The 15,559-nt window shown below is 35.6% G+C and carries 19 protein-coding genes and 1 pseudogene; 15 read left to right on the forward strand and 5 right to left on the reverse strand.

What is annotated here, in order from left to right; translation table 11 throughout:
* The first annotated feature begins 835 nt into the window (after positions 1-835).
* The 11 genes and pseudogenes from EIZ39_RS22395 (at position 836) to EIZ39_RS22450 (ending at position 8,512) form a co-directional block, all read left to right on the forward strand.
* Complete coding sequence (locus EIZ39_RS22395) at positions 836-1,276, forward strand: hypothetical protein (RefSeq protein ID WP_129203086.1); 441 nt, start codon at positions 836-838, stop codon at positions 1,274-1,276.
* A gap of 499 nt (positions 1,277-1,775) precedes the next feature.
* Positions 1,776-2,582: an SDR family oxidoreductase gene (locus EIZ39_RS22400; protein ID WP_129203088.1), complete on the forward strand. Its 807-nt coding sequence runs from the start codon at positions 1,776-1,778 to the stop codon at positions 2,580-2,582.
* A 239-nt stretch (positions 2,583-2,821) separates the two neighbouring features.
* Positions 2,822-3,067, forward strand: a complete 246-nt coding sequence (locus EIZ39_RS22405) for a hypothetical protein (protein WP_129203090.1) — start codon at positions 2,822-2,824, stop codon at positions 3,065-3,067.
* On the forward strand, positions 3,064-3,447 hold the full coding sequence (locus tag EIZ39_RS22410) for a retropepsin-like aspartic protease (protein ID WP_129203092.1): 384 nt from the start codon (positions 3,064-3,066) through the stop codon (positions 3,445-3,447). Before EIZ39_RS22405 ends, EIZ39_RS22410 begins: the two co-directional genes overlap by 4 nt.
* A gap of 522 nt (positions 3,448-3,969) precedes the next feature.
* Positions 3,970-4,101 (forward strand): hypothetical protein, encoded by a 132-nt coding sequence (locus EIZ39_RS27790; protein WP_368666347.1) that lies wholly within the window; start codon positions 3,970-3,972, stop codon positions 4,099-4,101.
* A 215-nt stretch (positions 4,102-4,316) separates the two neighbouring features.
* Positions 4,317-5,055 (forward strand): annotated as a pseudogene (locus EIZ39_RS22420) (MBL fold metallo-hydrolase).
* Between the two features lie 18 nt (positions 5,056-5,073).
* Positions 5,074-5,526 carry a GNAT family N-acetyltransferase gene (locus EIZ39_RS22425; RefSeq protein WP_129203094.1) on the forward strand — a complete coding sequence of 151 codons (453 nt, stop codon included), beginning with the start codon at positions 5,074-5,076 and terminating at the stop codon, positions 5,524-5,526.
* Between the two features lie 366 nt (positions 5,527-5,892).
* The gene (locus tag EIZ39_RS22430; protein ID WP_368666348.1) at positions 5,893-6,369 is read left to right on the forward strand and encodes a PCYCGC motif-containing (lipo)protein; all 477 of its coding nucleotides are present in this window, start codon (positions 5,893-5,895) and stop codon (positions 6,367-6,369) included.
* Between the two features lie 32 nt (positions 6,370-6,401).
* Positions 6,402-6,599 (forward strand): four-helix bundle copper-binding protein, encoded by a 198-nt coding sequence (locus tag EIZ39_RS22440; protein ID WP_483296066.1) that lies wholly within the window; start codon positions 6,402-6,404, stop codon positions 6,597-6,599.
* 367 nt (positions 6,600-6,966) lie between these two features.
* Complete coding sequence (locus EIZ39_RS22445; RefSeq protein WP_129203096.1) at positions 6,967-7,458, forward strand: GNAT family N-acetyltransferase; 492 nt, start codon at positions 6,967-6,969, stop codon at positions 7,456-7,458.
* 343 nt (positions 7,459-7,801) lie between these two features.
* Positions 7,802-8,512: a CPBP family intramembrane glutamic endopeptidase gene (locus EIZ39_RS22450; RefSeq protein WP_129203098.1), complete on the forward strand. Its 711-nt coding sequence runs from the start codon at positions 7,802-7,804 to the stop codon at positions 8,510-8,512.
* Between the two features lie 346 nt (positions 8,513-8,858).
* Here EIZ39_RS22450 and EIZ39_RS27405 read toward each other — a convergent pair whose 3' ends face one another.
* From EIZ39_RS27405 to sda, 5 genes are all read right to left on the reverse strand, one after another.
* Positions 8,859-9,431: a DUF3231 family protein gene (locus tag EIZ39_RS27405; RefSeq protein WP_240675909.1), complete on the reverse strand. Its 573-nt coding sequence runs from the start codon at positions 9,429-9,431 to the stop codon at positions 8,859-8,861.
* A 141-nt stretch (positions 9,432-9,572) separates the two neighbouring features.
* Positions 9,573-9,833, reverse strand: a complete 261-nt coding sequence (locus EIZ39_RS27410; protein WP_240675910.1) for a DUF3231 family protein — start codon at positions 9,831-9,833, stop codon at positions 9,573-9,575.
* Between the two features lie 205 nt (positions 9,834-10,038).
* On the reverse strand, positions 10,039-10,596 hold the full coding sequence (locus EIZ39_RS22460) for an MEDS domain-containing protein (protein ID WP_129203100.1): 558 nt from the start codon (positions 10,594-10,596) through the stop codon (positions 10,039-10,041).
* A gap of 51 nt (positions 10,597-10,647) precedes the next feature.
* Positions 10,648-11,442, reverse strand: coding sequence for a helix-turn-helix domain-containing protein (locus EIZ39_RS22465; protein ID WP_129203102.1), 795 nt, complete (start codon positions 11,440-11,442; stop codon positions 10,648-10,650).
* Positions 11,443-11,603: 161 nt separating this feature from the next.
* Positions 11,604-11,783 (reverse strand): sporulation histidine kinase inhibitor Sda, encoded by a 180-nt coding sequence (sda, locus tag EIZ39_RS27900; RefSeq protein WP_483296068.1) that lies wholly within the window; start codon positions 11,781-11,783, stop codon positions 11,604-11,606.
* 86 nt (positions 11,784-11,869) lie between these two features.
* On the opposite strand from sda, the gene EIZ39_RS22470 reads away from it, so the two are divergent.
* The 4 genes from EIZ39_RS22470 (at position 11,870) to EIZ39_RS22485 (ending at position 15,493) form a co-directional block, all read left to right on the forward strand.
* Entirely contained in the window at positions 11,870-12,946 is a 1,077-nt protein-coding gene (locus EIZ39_RS22470; protein ID WP_129203104.1) for a response regulator, read from the forward strand.
* Between the two features lie 237 nt (positions 12,947-13,183).
* Positions 13,184-13,507, forward strand: coding sequence for a hypothetical protein (locus EIZ39_RS22475; RefSeq protein ID WP_129203106.1), 324 nt, complete (start codon positions 13,184-13,186; stop codon positions 13,505-13,507).
* Positions 13,508-13,773: 266 nt separating this feature from the next.
* On the forward strand, positions 13,774-14,430 hold the full coding sequence (locus EIZ39_RS22480; protein WP_129203108.1) for a GGDEF domain-containing protein: 657 nt from the start codon (positions 13,774-13,776) through the stop codon (positions 14,428-14,430).
* Between the two features lie 211 nt (positions 14,431-14,641).
* A complete protein-coding gene (locus EIZ39_RS22485) occupies positions 14,642-15,493 on the forward strand; it encodes a MurR/RpiR family transcriptional regulator (protein WP_129203110.1) in 852 nt (283 codons plus the stop codon).
* The last annotated feature ends 66 nt before the right edge of the window (positions 15,494-15,559 follow it).

Genomic DNA, 15,559 nt, shown 5'->3' on the forward strand with positions numbered 1-15,559 from the left:
TATTCCTGGTTATTCAGCTATCGGGGATGGATAGTTTCGGAGTAGTGAATTGTGACCACTGCTCTTTTTTATATTGTGCAGCTAAAGGGCCGTATGGTGAATAGACCTCGTTATAAGTGTAATATTCCTTTCTTACCTCACGTCATATATTAATAAAGTGGAGAGTACGAATCTTTTAGGAAGGAATAGGGATATCATATGCATCTCAATGAAATGGAGTTACGGGATCTGCAGCGGTTTCGATTATTCGTTAGCAACGGCTTTATTATCCTAATTTTTGGTGTTATTTGGTTAGTTGACTTAATGGATATATCCAACCGAACTTTTCATTTCTCAACAGCCCTTTTTGTTTTTATAGGTTTTGTTACGACTATAACAAAAAAAACTGATCCTATAACTCTTATTTTTCCTCCGCTTCATAAACTTCGCCAATTTGAGAAAGAAAAGTATGGCCCATCTTGGAAAGCACAACATCACCTTCAAAGTGGACTTCAATTTATATTAACAATCTGTATTTCTTTCAATGCATACATGAGTCCTCCGGGGGAACTTGATATTTTTGAAGGGAACATGGTCTACATAGCCTATATACTATTTCTATTTCTTCTTGTCTTAAATATTTCCATGGTCATTCACAATCGAAAAGTTGCGAAGTCGAACACCATTGAATTTAAGAGCTATTCAAGGAAGGCTATAGTGTGGGGAATAGTCATAGGGTTGTTGTTTAGTTTGCTTGTTTTTTTCATTACTTTTTATATGGTAATAAAAATTTAACTACCATAAGGCTGCTACAGCAACTACTGATAAATAAAAGAGGCAAGGAGGAGAATGTAGTTTGAAATTCGCTTTTTCTTTACTCTTGACAAGCGTCTTATTGATTTTTCTATATTTTAAAATCGAAGGCAGTGAAGTGACAGATAGCTTTATCGTTGTATCTAACACATTGACTGTTATTGCACTCAGTTTGTTTGGTGTGTTTATTATATTCAATAAGAGGGACCTTCGCTTTATATTTAAATTTGTCATTACTTTCATTGTTTCGTACCTGATTTGTAGTATTCCAACCATGTATCATGTTGGTCGTCCAGACTGGGTAGTAGGCATTACTACATTTCAAAGGTTTGAATGGTTCATTGTAGATGGCCTATCCATGGCATTTATAGACTCTCGGACTACTTTCGTTTTTTTTATTAAATTGATGATCTCAATACTTTCAGGAATTTTAGTCTCAACCCTGATGAATGTCAAAAAAAAAAAAACAAATCAAAGTTATTAAGCTAAGAGGATTCATAAGACACTCAATTGTGAGAGTGAGACGCATTTGAAAATAAATGATGATGGACAGCTACTTACTATTTCTATCTGCTGGAAATATCGTGGATATGGATTTTGATTTGCTTTATATTGGGATATTAGTAAAATGATACCAAAATAGTTATTGTCAGCCCCAAACATCTGTGATAAAGTGACTTTAAGAATAACTGAAAGGGTGATCAAAAGCCAATGATTCACTAATCCTATCTGCAAAATGAAAATATCGTAAACATACGAGTTTTCTGGATAGGATAAGTATGGGCTTTTTGATATTAACAAAAAGATTATTGCTCTTTTCAAAAGAGGAATGTGTCTTTATGTTCGTATGCCTGCCTCCTATCCAAGAAAAACGGATAAGGAGGCTTTTTACGTTTGTTTAATATGAAATTACTATCAAAACTATATATTGCTTTAAGATTTCCCGGTTTTTTGTAAATAAGCTTAGATAAGGAGAGGGTTTTATGCCAAATGGTAAAGGTCGTGTTACAGGGAAAATTGTTTTAATTACTGGGGCAACCAGTGGTATTGGTGAAGCAGCATCTCGCCACTTAATTAATGAGGGTGCAAGAGTTGTTTTAACTGATGTGAATGAGGAGAAAGGTATTAAGTTGGCTGAACAATTAGGAAAAGACGCATACTTTATGCGATTAGATGTTAAATACGAATCAGAATGGAAAAACGTAATCGAAAAAATCATACAGCAGTTTAAACGATTAGATGTACTGATTAATAATGCTGGTATCACTGGGTTTCAGGAAAAAAGTACAGTGCTTCAAGATCCGGAAAATGCCAGCATAGAAAGCTGGCACGCAGTCCACGCGGTTAATTTGGACGGTACCTTTTTAGGGTGCAAATATGGTATTCGGGCTATGAAGGAAACAGGAGGTTCTATAATAAACATTTCCTCTCATTCAGGAATGGTTGGTGTGCCACATGCTGCTGCATATGCATCCAGTAAAGCGGCGATCCGTAATCATACTAAAACAGTTGCACTTTATTGCGCTGAGAAGAATTATAATATACGTTGTAATTCGATTCATCCTGGTGCGATTTTTACTCCGATTTGGGAACCTGTAATAGGAACAGGGGAACTTCGAGAGAAGAACATCAAAAATTACACTAAAAATATTCCTTTAAAGCGATTTGGAACCGTTGAAGAAGTTGCTTTTAGTATTGTATACCTTGCTTCCGAAGAGTCAGCTTACACTACAGGAATCGAATTGGTCATTGATGGAGGAATGTTAGCTGGTTCTTGTAGTTCAGAATAAAAGCCATTATCAGCAAATCAGTTTCATCAGTAATGTTAGCTAGGAGCAGTCGTCAAGTCTGCTCCTCATTTTCATTACTCAACTATTGGGCAGGAATCTTTAATAACTCTTGAGGGGACATATGTTCCACTATTTGGGGTGCAAAGGGGGGCATTCCATGGTAAGCGGACATGGGGTCAATAAAAGGTATATAAGGGGAATAGAATTTTCGCTATAATATCTATGAGGAGGGATGCCAAATGAAATGGCAAGAAGTGCGTGAATTGTTTCCTGATCAATTTGTGCTCATTTCAATTTTGGACTTTCATGAAGAAGGGAATCTTAAGATTGTTGATGAGGTTGCACCTATACGAGTGGTTCCCAATGATGAAGCAAATAAAGAATTTTTTCAAGCAAAGCCAGGAACCATTGTCTATCATACGTCAAATGAAAATTGTATCATTCATATTCGACGAGATCCTTTAATGAGAGTGAGACGTATATGAAAATAGATTATGATGGACAACTACTCACTATCTCCATTAAGGTGACTTTTAGAGGGACAACTTTAGAGATTGATGATGTTATTGTTGATACAGGTTCTTCACATACCATTATTAGTCCTGACATTTTAGAGGAGATAGGGGTTACTTATGAAAATGGGGATTCCATTTATGAAGCCTACGGGATTGGGGGATCTGTTCCATTCTACACCAAGATCATGGATCAAATTCAAATGGATGAAACTATATTAAAGAATATTGAAATTGATGTTGGGATACTACCTAAGGATCATAAGGGCTTAATAGGTCTGGATATTCTAAAAACAAACAACTTTGTTTTAGATTTGAATAAATTAGAATTATATAAATCCAAAATTGACTAAAGGGTTGGTTCATTCAGACTATGACCAATCTTTTTATTTTAAAGAACATCTCTTAATCATAATAAAAGTAACGTGATTCTATAGATTCAAAAGCAGGCTACATTTTACCACATTCTTACATACTCACCTGTTACGCTATCGGGAGTCGATAGCAGGGTAATGGGTCGGCATCCATCCCCTGCTTTTTTGCTGTTCTAAAGGGCAGGTTTGTTTAATACACAAAACTTTTATTTTCATTATGCTGGCTGGTTTTCTAATTTCTACTGATAAAGATCTATTAGACAAAGATGTCATTTTTAATTATTTGAATAGAGAATCGTACTGAGCAAATGGAGTGCCGAGGGATATCGTAATCAAATCTATTGAGAATACTTCCTTATGCTTTGGGGTTTATAAGGGTAATCCTCATCTTGAAAAGGCAGAGCAAATTGGTTTTGCAAGAGTAATGTCTGATCTAGCTACTTTTGCTTACTTAGCGGATGTTTTTATTTTAGATCCCTATCGCAGGAAAGGATTGTCTAAATGGTTCGTAGATTTATGTTGGCAACGAATGATGCACATACCCTATATTCTCAATATGGCTTTGAACCTTTAGATAATCCAAGTCTCTTCATGCAAATCGTTCGTAAAAATATCTATCAAGACATGGTTTAATATGCGATGTTATCCAAAAATCTAGGCTACCCCAATTAATAGGACTGATTACCACTTCTATAATAGGGATCGATAGCGTCAACGTGATGTTCTCGATTCCATTTTTGTTTATTCTATTAAATGGAGGTTAGCTAGTGACTCTATTTTAAGCTGTATTGTAAAGATTTTTCCACTAATTATAGTATCTAAGGTTAAATAGCAACCGGAGGGAAACTATGCATACCATACAATTACTTGAGATTGAATTTGATTATAACGGACAAAGGCAAGTCATTACCCCTATTATTCTGAAAGATGAGCAAGATACGATTCTTATCGACTGCGGATATCCAAATGTTGAAGCTGATCTTGAGGAAGCAGCCAATCGAAAAAACGTCACTCTAGCTTCCATAACAAAATTGATCGTGACTCATCACGATATTGATCATATTGGGTCGCTTGCATCGCTGAAGAGAATGTACCCGCATATAGAGATTATTGCTCATGAACTGGAAAAGCCATATATCGAAGGAAGGAAAAAGTCGTTGCGGCTTGAGCAAGCGGAGTCCAGTTTTAATACTTTACCTGATCATGAAAAGCCTTATGCCGAACAATTTATTTCATTTTTGAACACAGTTGAATCCGTATCGGTTGATCGTACAGTTTCTACGGGTGAGCGTTTGACTTGGTGTGGTGGTATGGAAGTAATCCATACCCCTGGACATATGCCCGGACATATCTCATTGTACCTGCCATCGAGCAAAACATTGAATTGCTGGAGATGCTGTTGTACTTGAAGCAGGGAAGCTAAATATTGCGAACCCACAATACACATTGGATATAAAAGAAGCTGTGCGGTCCGTTATGAGGTTGCTTGATCTAGATATAGAGCAATTGATTTGCTTTCATGGTGGGATCTTTCAAGGTGAAGTAAAAGGAGCTTTGAGAAAACTCATCCAAGAGTATACTTCATAGAATATAAGGGGGAGCAGTATGGACATTAGAAAGTTAAAAATAGAGGAACAACCTCCAACGGAGTTGTTGTTATTAGCTGACCCCTCTCCAAAAATCGTTGAAGAGTATGTAAAAAGAGGAGAGTGTTTTGTAGCTGAAAGGGATAGGCAAATAATCGGAGTTTATGTACTCCTTCCTACAAGACCTGAAACTGTGGAATTAGTGAATGTTTCAGTGGCAGAACAGCACCAGAACAGAGGTATAGGGAAGCAATTAGTAATGGATGCAATTAGAACAGCCAGAATAAAAGGGTATAAAACAATTGAACTTGGCACTGGAAATTCAAGCGTCGGGCAATTAGCTCTTTATCAAAAATGTGGATTCAGAATTATTGGTGTTGATATTGATTTTTTTATACGGCATTACGAAGAAGAGATCTATGAGAACGGTATACAATGCAGAGATATGATACGATTATCTCAAAATTTATAAGCGCAAATTAATATTCCAAAGTCATCCGTATCGGATGGCTATTTTATTGTGTCTGCTGTAAATAAAAAAGGTATTTTCACTGTGACAATTTTGTTAATTATACACAGCAATGAAAAGGGGGACAACATTTATGTTAAAATGCTATAGGAGAACATTGCTATCATTCATTAAAAAGGCACCCTCTTTTTTGGAATAGCGATAAGCATGGTTGGATGTTGGGAATCCATTAGAGTGTGGGGATAAAGAAATGAACTTGTTATATATTACGCTTACGGGAGCTGCGATTGGTTTAATTGCTTCAACAATTGGATTCAGGATGATGATGAAGGATGCTATTAAGAAAATGAATGACAGGAAGTGATCAGGTTGAAGGAAGCATTGGTTTCATCCATTGTACTTTTATTGTTGATAACCGGTTGTAGTCAAACGAATGAGGAAACACACCCAGAAGGACACCAACAAGCTATGGCTCCGGTTATGAAATATGAACTCGGTAGTAACAATTGGTCCGCACTTGAAGCTTATGCTCCAAAGGATAACGTGAAAGAAGCATATCAATTCGCTGTTGACCATCCGGAAGTTCTGAACTATATGCCTTGTTATTGCGGTTGCTATGAGGAAGATGGGCATACCAGTAATACTCATTGCTTTGTCGATAGAGTAGAAGATAATGTTGCTGTTTTGGATAACATGGGTCTTGGCTGAGGGGTTTGCGTAGATATCGCCCGTGAGGCGAAACAAGAGTATGAAAAAGGAACAGATTTAAAAACGATTCGAGAAATGATAGATAAAAAGTATGGAGGAAATGGAGCGGAATCGACTCCAACTCCGATGCCAAGTTAGGGGAACCAATTTGGTTAATATCGATGCTGAAAATGTTTAATGATTGCGCAGAAGTCTGTTTTCAAGCAGTGGCTCTCATGGCACGTAACAGTCAATTTGCGAAGCAGCACTGTGAGCTTTGTGCTGCCATTTGTGAAGTGTGTGCTACTGACTGCGAGAGATTCAAAGACGCTCATTGTCAAGAGTGTGCTGAGGCTTGCCGTCAAATGGCGGGTAAAGTTACTGCATAATATTTTCACCTCTGTAGATTAATGAACGGTTGCTTGCTATGGCAACCGTTTTTTTTTCGTTACTTAACGATAGGGAGGGTTACTTCAATTTTTTTCTGAAACATCCTTGGCATAAAATACTTCAAAATTCTTGACGTATCGCCAGCCATGTACGCACCGGGATTTATGCTAGGAGTTAGCAGCTATCTTGATCGACTTACTCTTAGTGTTAGTTACTATAGGAGTAGTTAGATTCTTGTTTTGAACGGGATTCATTTAGGCCATATCCATATCTATGACAGGTGAGACCAACATGGCATTGGCTTATAGAAAAGTTTGGTACTCTATCAGCAAAAACGGGAGAATTCATAGATGAGGTGAAATAAACATGACTTATGCTTTAGAAACCGAGAGAGTTAAGCTTAAAATCTTAACGCTTGAAGACGCAAATGATGTATTCCAACATTTCTCTGAAGAGGCTGTTACCGCATTTATGGACATTGAGGCATGTAAGACGATACAAGAAGCTGAAGAAATCATTCAATATCACATTGATGACGCTGGGTGTCGTTGGGGTTTGTATAGTAAGGCTACTAATGAATTTATGGGCACGTGTGGATATCATTACCTAAGAAAAACGAATGAGGCTTTAATTGCGGAGGTCGGATTTGATTTGTCTAAAAGGTATTGGAGCAAAGGAATCATGTATGAAGTCATGAAAGCAGTTCTAGAATTTGGTTTTAAAGAACTATCGCTAGATATCATTGACGGGACGGTCGAGCCTGAAAATAACAGGTCCATTCAATTATTGGAGAAGCTGGGGTTTACAAGAGAATCAGAACTGAGAGATAACTTAATTTATTTCTATCTAACTAAATAAGGGAGTTGATCAGAAGAATATTCTTAAACGAGATTGTATTTAAAATAAAGGAGTTTCTAAATAAACTAAAGAATTATGGTGCGTTAAATAGAGAACCAAGGTGTATTTGGCAATTAAGGAATGCACTTTTTGGCAGTATGTTTATCCATTTGTTTAGTATGTTTATGAAAGTTAAAAGAGATATTTCATTCGACAACATGAATTATTATACAATTACATTTGGTATTCAGTTATTTAACTATTGGGCAGATTAGTTAAATAAATTGAAATATTGTTATTAGTTGTCATAAATAAGCGTAAAATAAGTAAACGTAGTAAAAACCAAAGATAGGAGAATATTATTTTGTTAGGCATAATAGTTGAGTTGATACTATCTTGGATACTGCTTTATTTCTTTACTAAGAAGAACTTACTGGCACTAGGCTTAACTCCTTTCAGAAGTAGATTAAACCAATTTGTTATTGGATTTATTTTTACAGGAGTGATGTGCAGTTTAATACAGATTCTTGATTCAACCCTCACTAATATACACTGGAAACTAAACCCTACTTTTTCCTTCGCTGGATTCTTTAACTCAATATGGTGGAATGTTAAATCTGTAGTTTTTGAGGAATTAATTTTTAGAGGAGCAATTCTGTATATTGCTATTCGAAAACTGGGAGCAAATATAGGTATTTTGCTTTCTGCGATTTCTTTTGGAATATATCATTGGTTTTCCTTTGGTGTATTAGGAAATGTAGTGTCAATGTCCATTGTTTTTATTATGACATCCATTACTGGATTCGTTTGGGCATATGCTTTCTTAAAATCGGAATCAATGGCATTACCTATTGGCTTTCATTTAGGATGGAATTTTACCTATAACTCCATTTTTTCAAAAGGTCCATTAGGGGAACAAATATTACTTCCTATGAAAGGAACGGACAGTATATCTTTAATTAGTGAAGTCAATTTTCTAATAAATTTTCTGTTGCCCAATATAGCTGTGCCATTACTTACATTTATGTTTATAAGGTTCTATATCTCCAAATTTTCAAAAGAGAAATTAAACTAACGGGAGTCTATAGTTAAATATAACTAAAGGGCTGTAATCACATTACAGCCCTTTTTTATGCAAATTTTATTCATTGATGATACCTGCTCATACAGAAAAATATACTGCCGATTCATGCATGGTTAAATTGCCAAATACAAACCAAGGTATGAAGAAGAAAAATTACATATTGAAGAGGAAATAATTTATTCAAAGAGTATTGAATCATTGGAACAAATATTGAAAGGTTATTTCAATTAAATTGAGTTTATAGCTTAACAAGAAATAATGGTTGCGAATAAGTCGCAACCATTTTATATACGCATTTAAAGGTATCGTAAATTAAGAATCATCTCTGCTTGATTCGTCATTGAGGTGGTTGTTCTAACCATCTTCGCTTCACCATAATATCGAATCCCTCTTTTCCATACACCAAGATTTCACCAATTAACCTGCTGAATATGGTAGATAAATCCGTTCTCATGGACATCGACAATCCGTGACCAATCAATGTAATATCCAATGAATTTAGTGTGTGAAACAAAAAGACAATGAGTTTATCTGAGAAGGGGGACACTTTAGAATCCGTTACTTGCATAGTAACAGGAACGGTACCTAAATGACCTTCATCTATTAATATTTTATTTAATATCTGTATTTGTTTTTCGCATATCCGTTTACCGTTTAGTAAGTATCTTTTTATTTCCTCATCTTTAACAACTTGAGTAAATCCCATACAGATTAGGAGTCCAAAATAATTTCTCTCAATGTTTAGGAAGATCTCTGTAAGCTCTAATGCGCTAAGAGATCGCTTTTTACTTAAATATCCCGAAAATATGGATTCTTCTTGTATATATTCAACATGCTTAGGGTAATTAAGCATGGGTGGTCGATCATATATCCCTTTTGATAACATGAGTGTTGTAGATTCATTATACATAGTAGTGGACTCGTTTAAACAGCTTGTAAAAAATGTTCGAACATCTTTTCAAGCTACACTAGAAGTAATAAAAGAATAGCTTATCATCCCCATTCGACTCATCCCATAAACAAAACTTAATCCAAATTCTTCATGAAAAAGCTAAAGCGGTGGTACAGATAAATCAATGTCATGATCTGAAAAACCATGAGGAACAGGAATATCTTCTTCAATAAAGAGTTCTTCAATTTGGTGTATATGTGATTGGGAAATATCTAATGCATCACGGATAAGATTTTTAACTTCGTTATCTTGAGTTTGGTGAAGAAAATATGTTAGAAAGCAAACAGACATTTTCTCTTGTTGATACGTACTCCATAATCCACCTATTTCGGAACTAGATAATCGAGTATTGTGATCCATTATAACTTCCCTTTCCTTGCTAGAATAATAATATTATCTGTAAAAATGAATAAATTAATGCAAAATTAGTGTTTATTGTACTACCTGGTTGACGGGGATTGTTAGCGGGAGTAAAAGAACAAAAGACAGCTCTTCTGGTCTTAGAGCAGAAGAGCTGTCTTTTCCTATCTATCGTCTTGTCCTATAATACAAATTCTGTAACATTCTATATATTTTTATATAGGGGAGATCTCACAAACTCTGTATCAGTCATTAGATATTTGTGACTACGCATCATATTGGTTTGGAGAGATGCACAGAGATCGGAGGAGTTGTAGGCACATACCGACATGAGTCCGAAATCATTTACGCAACAGTCTGCTAAGTCTTCATATTCCTTGAGTATTCGTATAATGTCATCTTGTTCATTCCATTCCACATGCGCCCATGTTCGAATAGAATCTTTCTCATTCAGAAAAGAATGAATCATCTCACCAAAGTGTTCGATAATCTTATGAGTATGGAAGACACCATATTGACGATAAAATAAATAATTATTTAGATAGTGAATACGTTTTTTTTGTTCAGATGAAAATAGTGAATCTATTCTTTGAGCTGCTTCTTTATATATATCAGAGTTTTCTATTATTAAGAGGTGGTGATCTCGTTCCATTCCTCCTTTTACATAAGCTATTAGATTATCAAGATAGAGATTCCTATCTTCGAAAAGGTAGAAGATGTGGGCTGCATTCGATAGTTTCAGATAATCAGTTAATTGCACCATGTTTTTAATAATTACCACACTTCCTAAAGAGTCTATGAAACTATATTTAATCTAATCCATATTTTCCTGAACAAAAAGGGAAGGGAGGATGATTGACTTATTATTAGAATACAAGGGTGAGTAGACAATTTCATGGTCAGTCATGAGATAGGGGTAATTTCTCATTAATTTTATATGATCTCTAGCCGTGATTGTTCCCGCATTAGCTGAAGTTACAGACAAAATTTTATTGCTTTCAAAATTCAATTTTTTTGAAAGGTTCAACAGTTCAGCTAAGTTAGCTAGTAGTGCCGTATTTCCTTGAATCCATATTCTTATTGATTTTTCCACTATATTAGATTCTAAACTAAGGATATGTTGCAGTATTTCTATAGGAGTTTGAAAATTAAAATCATTCTTATTCAACAGGTGGATTAGTTTTTGTTCATTCACATTTTTTAGTATATTATCTAGCTCTCTTTGTATCTGATGAAGACACTCATGATCATCAATAAGTATCGAATGACTCCCTACCTCAGACCCCATTAATAAGAAGGTTACAGCATAATTTAGGTAATTTTCAAAACGATCATATAAGTACAACACCTGTCCTCTTTCCATTCTGTTAAAGTAGGAAGGAGTATCCTTTGGATTGTTTGTTTCTTCATTAACAAAATCCTGAAAGAAAAGGGAAGGATCGAAATTCAAGGATTTAGCAATGTTAATTGCAACATGAAAACTTGGATTTCGGGTTCCGGTTTCAATTTGAGTGTAAAATCCCCGATCAATGTAGGCACTAGCTGCAACCTGTTCTTGTGTTAACTGTTTTGACTTACGAAGTTCAATTAACCATGTTCTTTTCAGCATATCCTTTTATAACTCTCCTTACTTCGCAAAATCAAATGCAAAACTTAGCGAGTATTGTGATAGATGGGGTTATAAGATAATTTAAACATAAGATATTTCACCTACACTACAATAAAAATCTTGAAGTAATGGAGTTTTTAAACAAATTTCTTGTTCCTCTCTTAGACTATTTCGTTTTTTAACATGATAATGAAATCTTCATATAATTTCAAATCGATGGCTTGTTTGTAAGCAACTACCTTTGTGTCAATCTTACAGTAAATGGAATTATTTCTAATAAAAATAGATGTTAAAAATGTATTTACATAGGTGACTAAAAATCCCTTGTTGCAAACAGCCACATTGACGAATAAAGTAAAAAATTGCAATATATCTTAAGTTTTTATTAAGATAGTTAAAATAGTCTTATTAGAAGGAGGTAGATGAAATGCAAAATACCTCGCCTATAAATATCCTTTTAGTTGATGATCGCAAGGAAAATTTGTTATCACTCACAGCAGTTTTAGACTCTTCGGAATACAATTTGATTTGTGCTACGAATGGGGAAGAAGCGCTAAAATTAACTTTGCAAATTGAGTTTGCGGTGATCTTGCTGGATGTTGATATGCCTATTATAGATGGGTTTGAAGTGGCCAAACTGATTAAACAACGAGAAAAGTCAAAGCACATCCCTATCATTTTTGTCACAGCGCACGGTGATGAATTGGAGTTTGTTACTCGAGGATATGAAATAGGAGCCATTGATTATATTGTTAAGCCATTTCAACCTGAGAACCTTAGGAGTAAGGTTGAATCACTAGTGAGTATGCATCGAAATTTTCAAGAAAAGCTACAGCATCAGTCTTTTGATACTATTCGATTTGCTGGAGAGATTGCGGTTGGGATCGCTCATGAAATTCGTAATCCCATGACCACTGTTTTTGGGTTATTACAGATGTTCAAATCAAGTCATGATCGCCCTTCGGACAGTATGATTGAATTGATGCTATCAGAATTGAATCAAGCGAATATGATTATGAGCGAGTTTCTCTATCTAGCTCCGAATAAAAGGGTTGATCTCGAAAGAAAGGATATAAATCAGTTAATCAGGCATATCTCGCCTTCACTGAAGAAATTAGCTGAAGATCACGGAATTGTCTTAGAGTTAAATCTAAAGGACGCTCTTGAAGTCAGTATAGATCCAAAAGAATTTAATATGTTATTGCTTAACCTATCTAAAAACGGCATCGAAGCGATGCAACCCGGTCAAAAACTAATGATTCATACTTACCTTTCTCCTACGGGAGAGATCGTTTTACAAATTCGAGACGAAGGTAACGGAATAGAGGAGAACGTCATTCCCCATATAGGAACACCATTTTTTACAACCAAGGAAACAAATAAAGGTCTGGGGTTAGCCGTAAGCTTTAGTATAGCCAAACGGCATAATGCATGGATCAATTATGAAACAGGAGATCAAGGTACGACCTTTTCTATCCGGTTTAAGCCGGATTCAGACAGGTGATCTATTAGAAAAGTTGAATTAGGTTGAAATTTGGCAGATGATGAAGATATCCCTTAGAAAGCAGAGGGATCTAGTTCTCATCAGCCACAATGAATGTTATTTCAATTTTTAATTTTAAATTTGTATATGTATTATTGGTTTTATACTTAAAAGGGGGGCGGATAGATTTGATCTATTAAATTTACTTAGAGTTAATGGTGGAAGTGGTTTACAATTATTAAGCAGGGAGGATTGATTGTGAGAAAAAGCAAAGTGTTTTCTAGTTGCGTAATCCGTCGTGATTATTTAGATGAATTATTAAAAACTAACGGCTTTCGAAACACGGGTACAGAAGATTACCCTCATTATGAACTGACCATACATGATGCTTCAAGTCACTCAACGTACCAGCTCAATATTCCTGTAACTCTCTTAAAACACCAAAGGGGATATGTCAAGATCGGACGATCCAATATCATTAATAATCAAGAAAAACAAGAAAAAAGGGTACCTCGTTCAATTGAATGGGCCCTACAAAGTAAGCTAGTAGAAATCTCTGATTATTTGGAAGAATATGTATGATAAGCAGGGAAGAAAACCTGATAAAGAATAAGTGTATTGTGTGCGGTAGAGAGTCGTTTGAGCCATTCTGCTGCCCAACTTGCCTTGGAATGGAATACCATGAGAAGATGGAAACTCAAAAGACTGATAAGCAGAAAAAGAAATCTTCTTGATTACTCGTAATGTGGACGAAGGAAAGGTAGGTACCTCTGTGGTATTAGAAGATCCAATACCCCCCTGTTATCATGAATGACAGGGGGCTTTTCAATAGATTGGACTGATAAGAAATGAAATATTTCGGTCGAGTTAGCTTGGCGGTAATTGCATTCTTTAGTTGGACCCTTTTAATTTTTTACTATTATTATGTACATGGAAATGTGGATGAAATCTATGTTTTAGTAGCTATAATTTACATTTTAGTAGGTTGGTGGTTAGGGAAACAGTACGATAAAGCGAAGTTCTATTCAGAGAAAGACCCTCTTACTCAGGCATATAACAGACGTTATATCCTAGAAAAACTCCCCAAATTGTTCAGCACAGTAGATCGAAGAAAAAATGAGTCCATAAGTGTTCTGGTTATAGATGTAGATCGCTTTAAGGAGATTAATGATACCTTCGGTCATCAAAAAGGAGATGTTGTTTTAAGGAGTATAGCGGCAACCCTTCGGAGGAATATTCGAAGGGGGGACTACGTCATCCGCTGGGGAGGAGATGAATTTCTTATCGTTACTCCAAACACAAGCAAAGATAACATACTACCCTTAATAAATCGTATTGAACGAGAGCTGTCGGAAACCTCAAAACAACTATCTTTAACTATCTCTATTTCCATTGGTGTCGCCAACTATCCCCAAGATTCAACTGATTTTAATGAGTTAATAAAAATCGCAGACAATAATATGTACCTAGAAAAAGAAAAGAAAAAGAAAAGTTGCTCAATATGATGAAATACAGAGCCTCACCACAATTAGTTAGGTCTAAATCGTGGTGAGGCTCGCTTTATAGAAATATATGCCCAGGTCTATCGGTTGATCGTACAGTTACTACGGGATGAGTTTCATTAATTCTTTTATATAAAAGAAAAAGATGTTACAATCCAGTTAGATATTGTCATAATTTTTTCAGGTACATAGACACAGTGGATTGGAGACTATTATGGAAAACCCAATACAGATATTAAAAAATAAAATCTCAGAATTAACTGCATCACAACGTAGAGTGGCAGATTATATCATTCAGAATCCGATGGATGTTGCTTTTTTAACAGTTGATCAATTGGCCGGGTTAGTTGGAACTAGTACGACCACGATCATGAGACTAACGTTTAGCTTGGGTTATTCGGGTTACGCGGAGTTTCAAAAAGGGCTTCAGGAACTTTTGAGGAATCGAGCTGCTCCGCAAACGAGATTAGAAGCAAACATTAAAGACTTAAATAAAAGTGATTTATGGTTACGTTGTGCAGAAACGCAAATCAATAATATTCACATGACCGTAGAGATGATTTCCAGTGAAACATTGGACAAGACAGTGGATATGATTGCCTCGGCGAGTCGAATTTATTGTACAAGTGTAAGAAGTGGACTTCCTGTTGGGCAATATTTGACGCACGGTCTTAATCGACTGCTCGGTAACTGTGATTTAATTATCGCCGATCAAGCAGACTGGATCGATGAGGTGATTAGTTTGACTTCGTCAGATATTGTGATTGCTATTAGTTTCCCAAGGTATGCCAAGAGGATTGTTGATTTTGTATCGATCGCCAAGGAAAAAGAGGCCAAAGTTATTTCCATTACGGACAGTTTTTCGTCTCCTTTGGTTAAATATTCGGATGTTATATTGCCGTGTACTTCTAGAAGCCTATCGTTTCACAATTCTACAATCGCATCCATGTTTGTCGTTGATTATCTCATAAGTGCTTTAGCCATAAATTACTCGGATCGAACGAAGCATCGTCTGGATGAGATTAATAAAATACTTACGGATATAGATTATCATCATAATGCCTAAATGGTATCAGGTGGGGGAACTTCTGTTCTTATCACCTTCTTTTTTTATTCTGTTGGCTGCAAATCT

Source organism: Ammoniphilus sp. CFH 90114 (assembly GCF_004123195.1).
In the GTDB taxonomy this organism is placed as follows: Bacteria; Bacillota; Bacilli; order Aneurinibacillales; family RAOX-1; genus YIM-78166.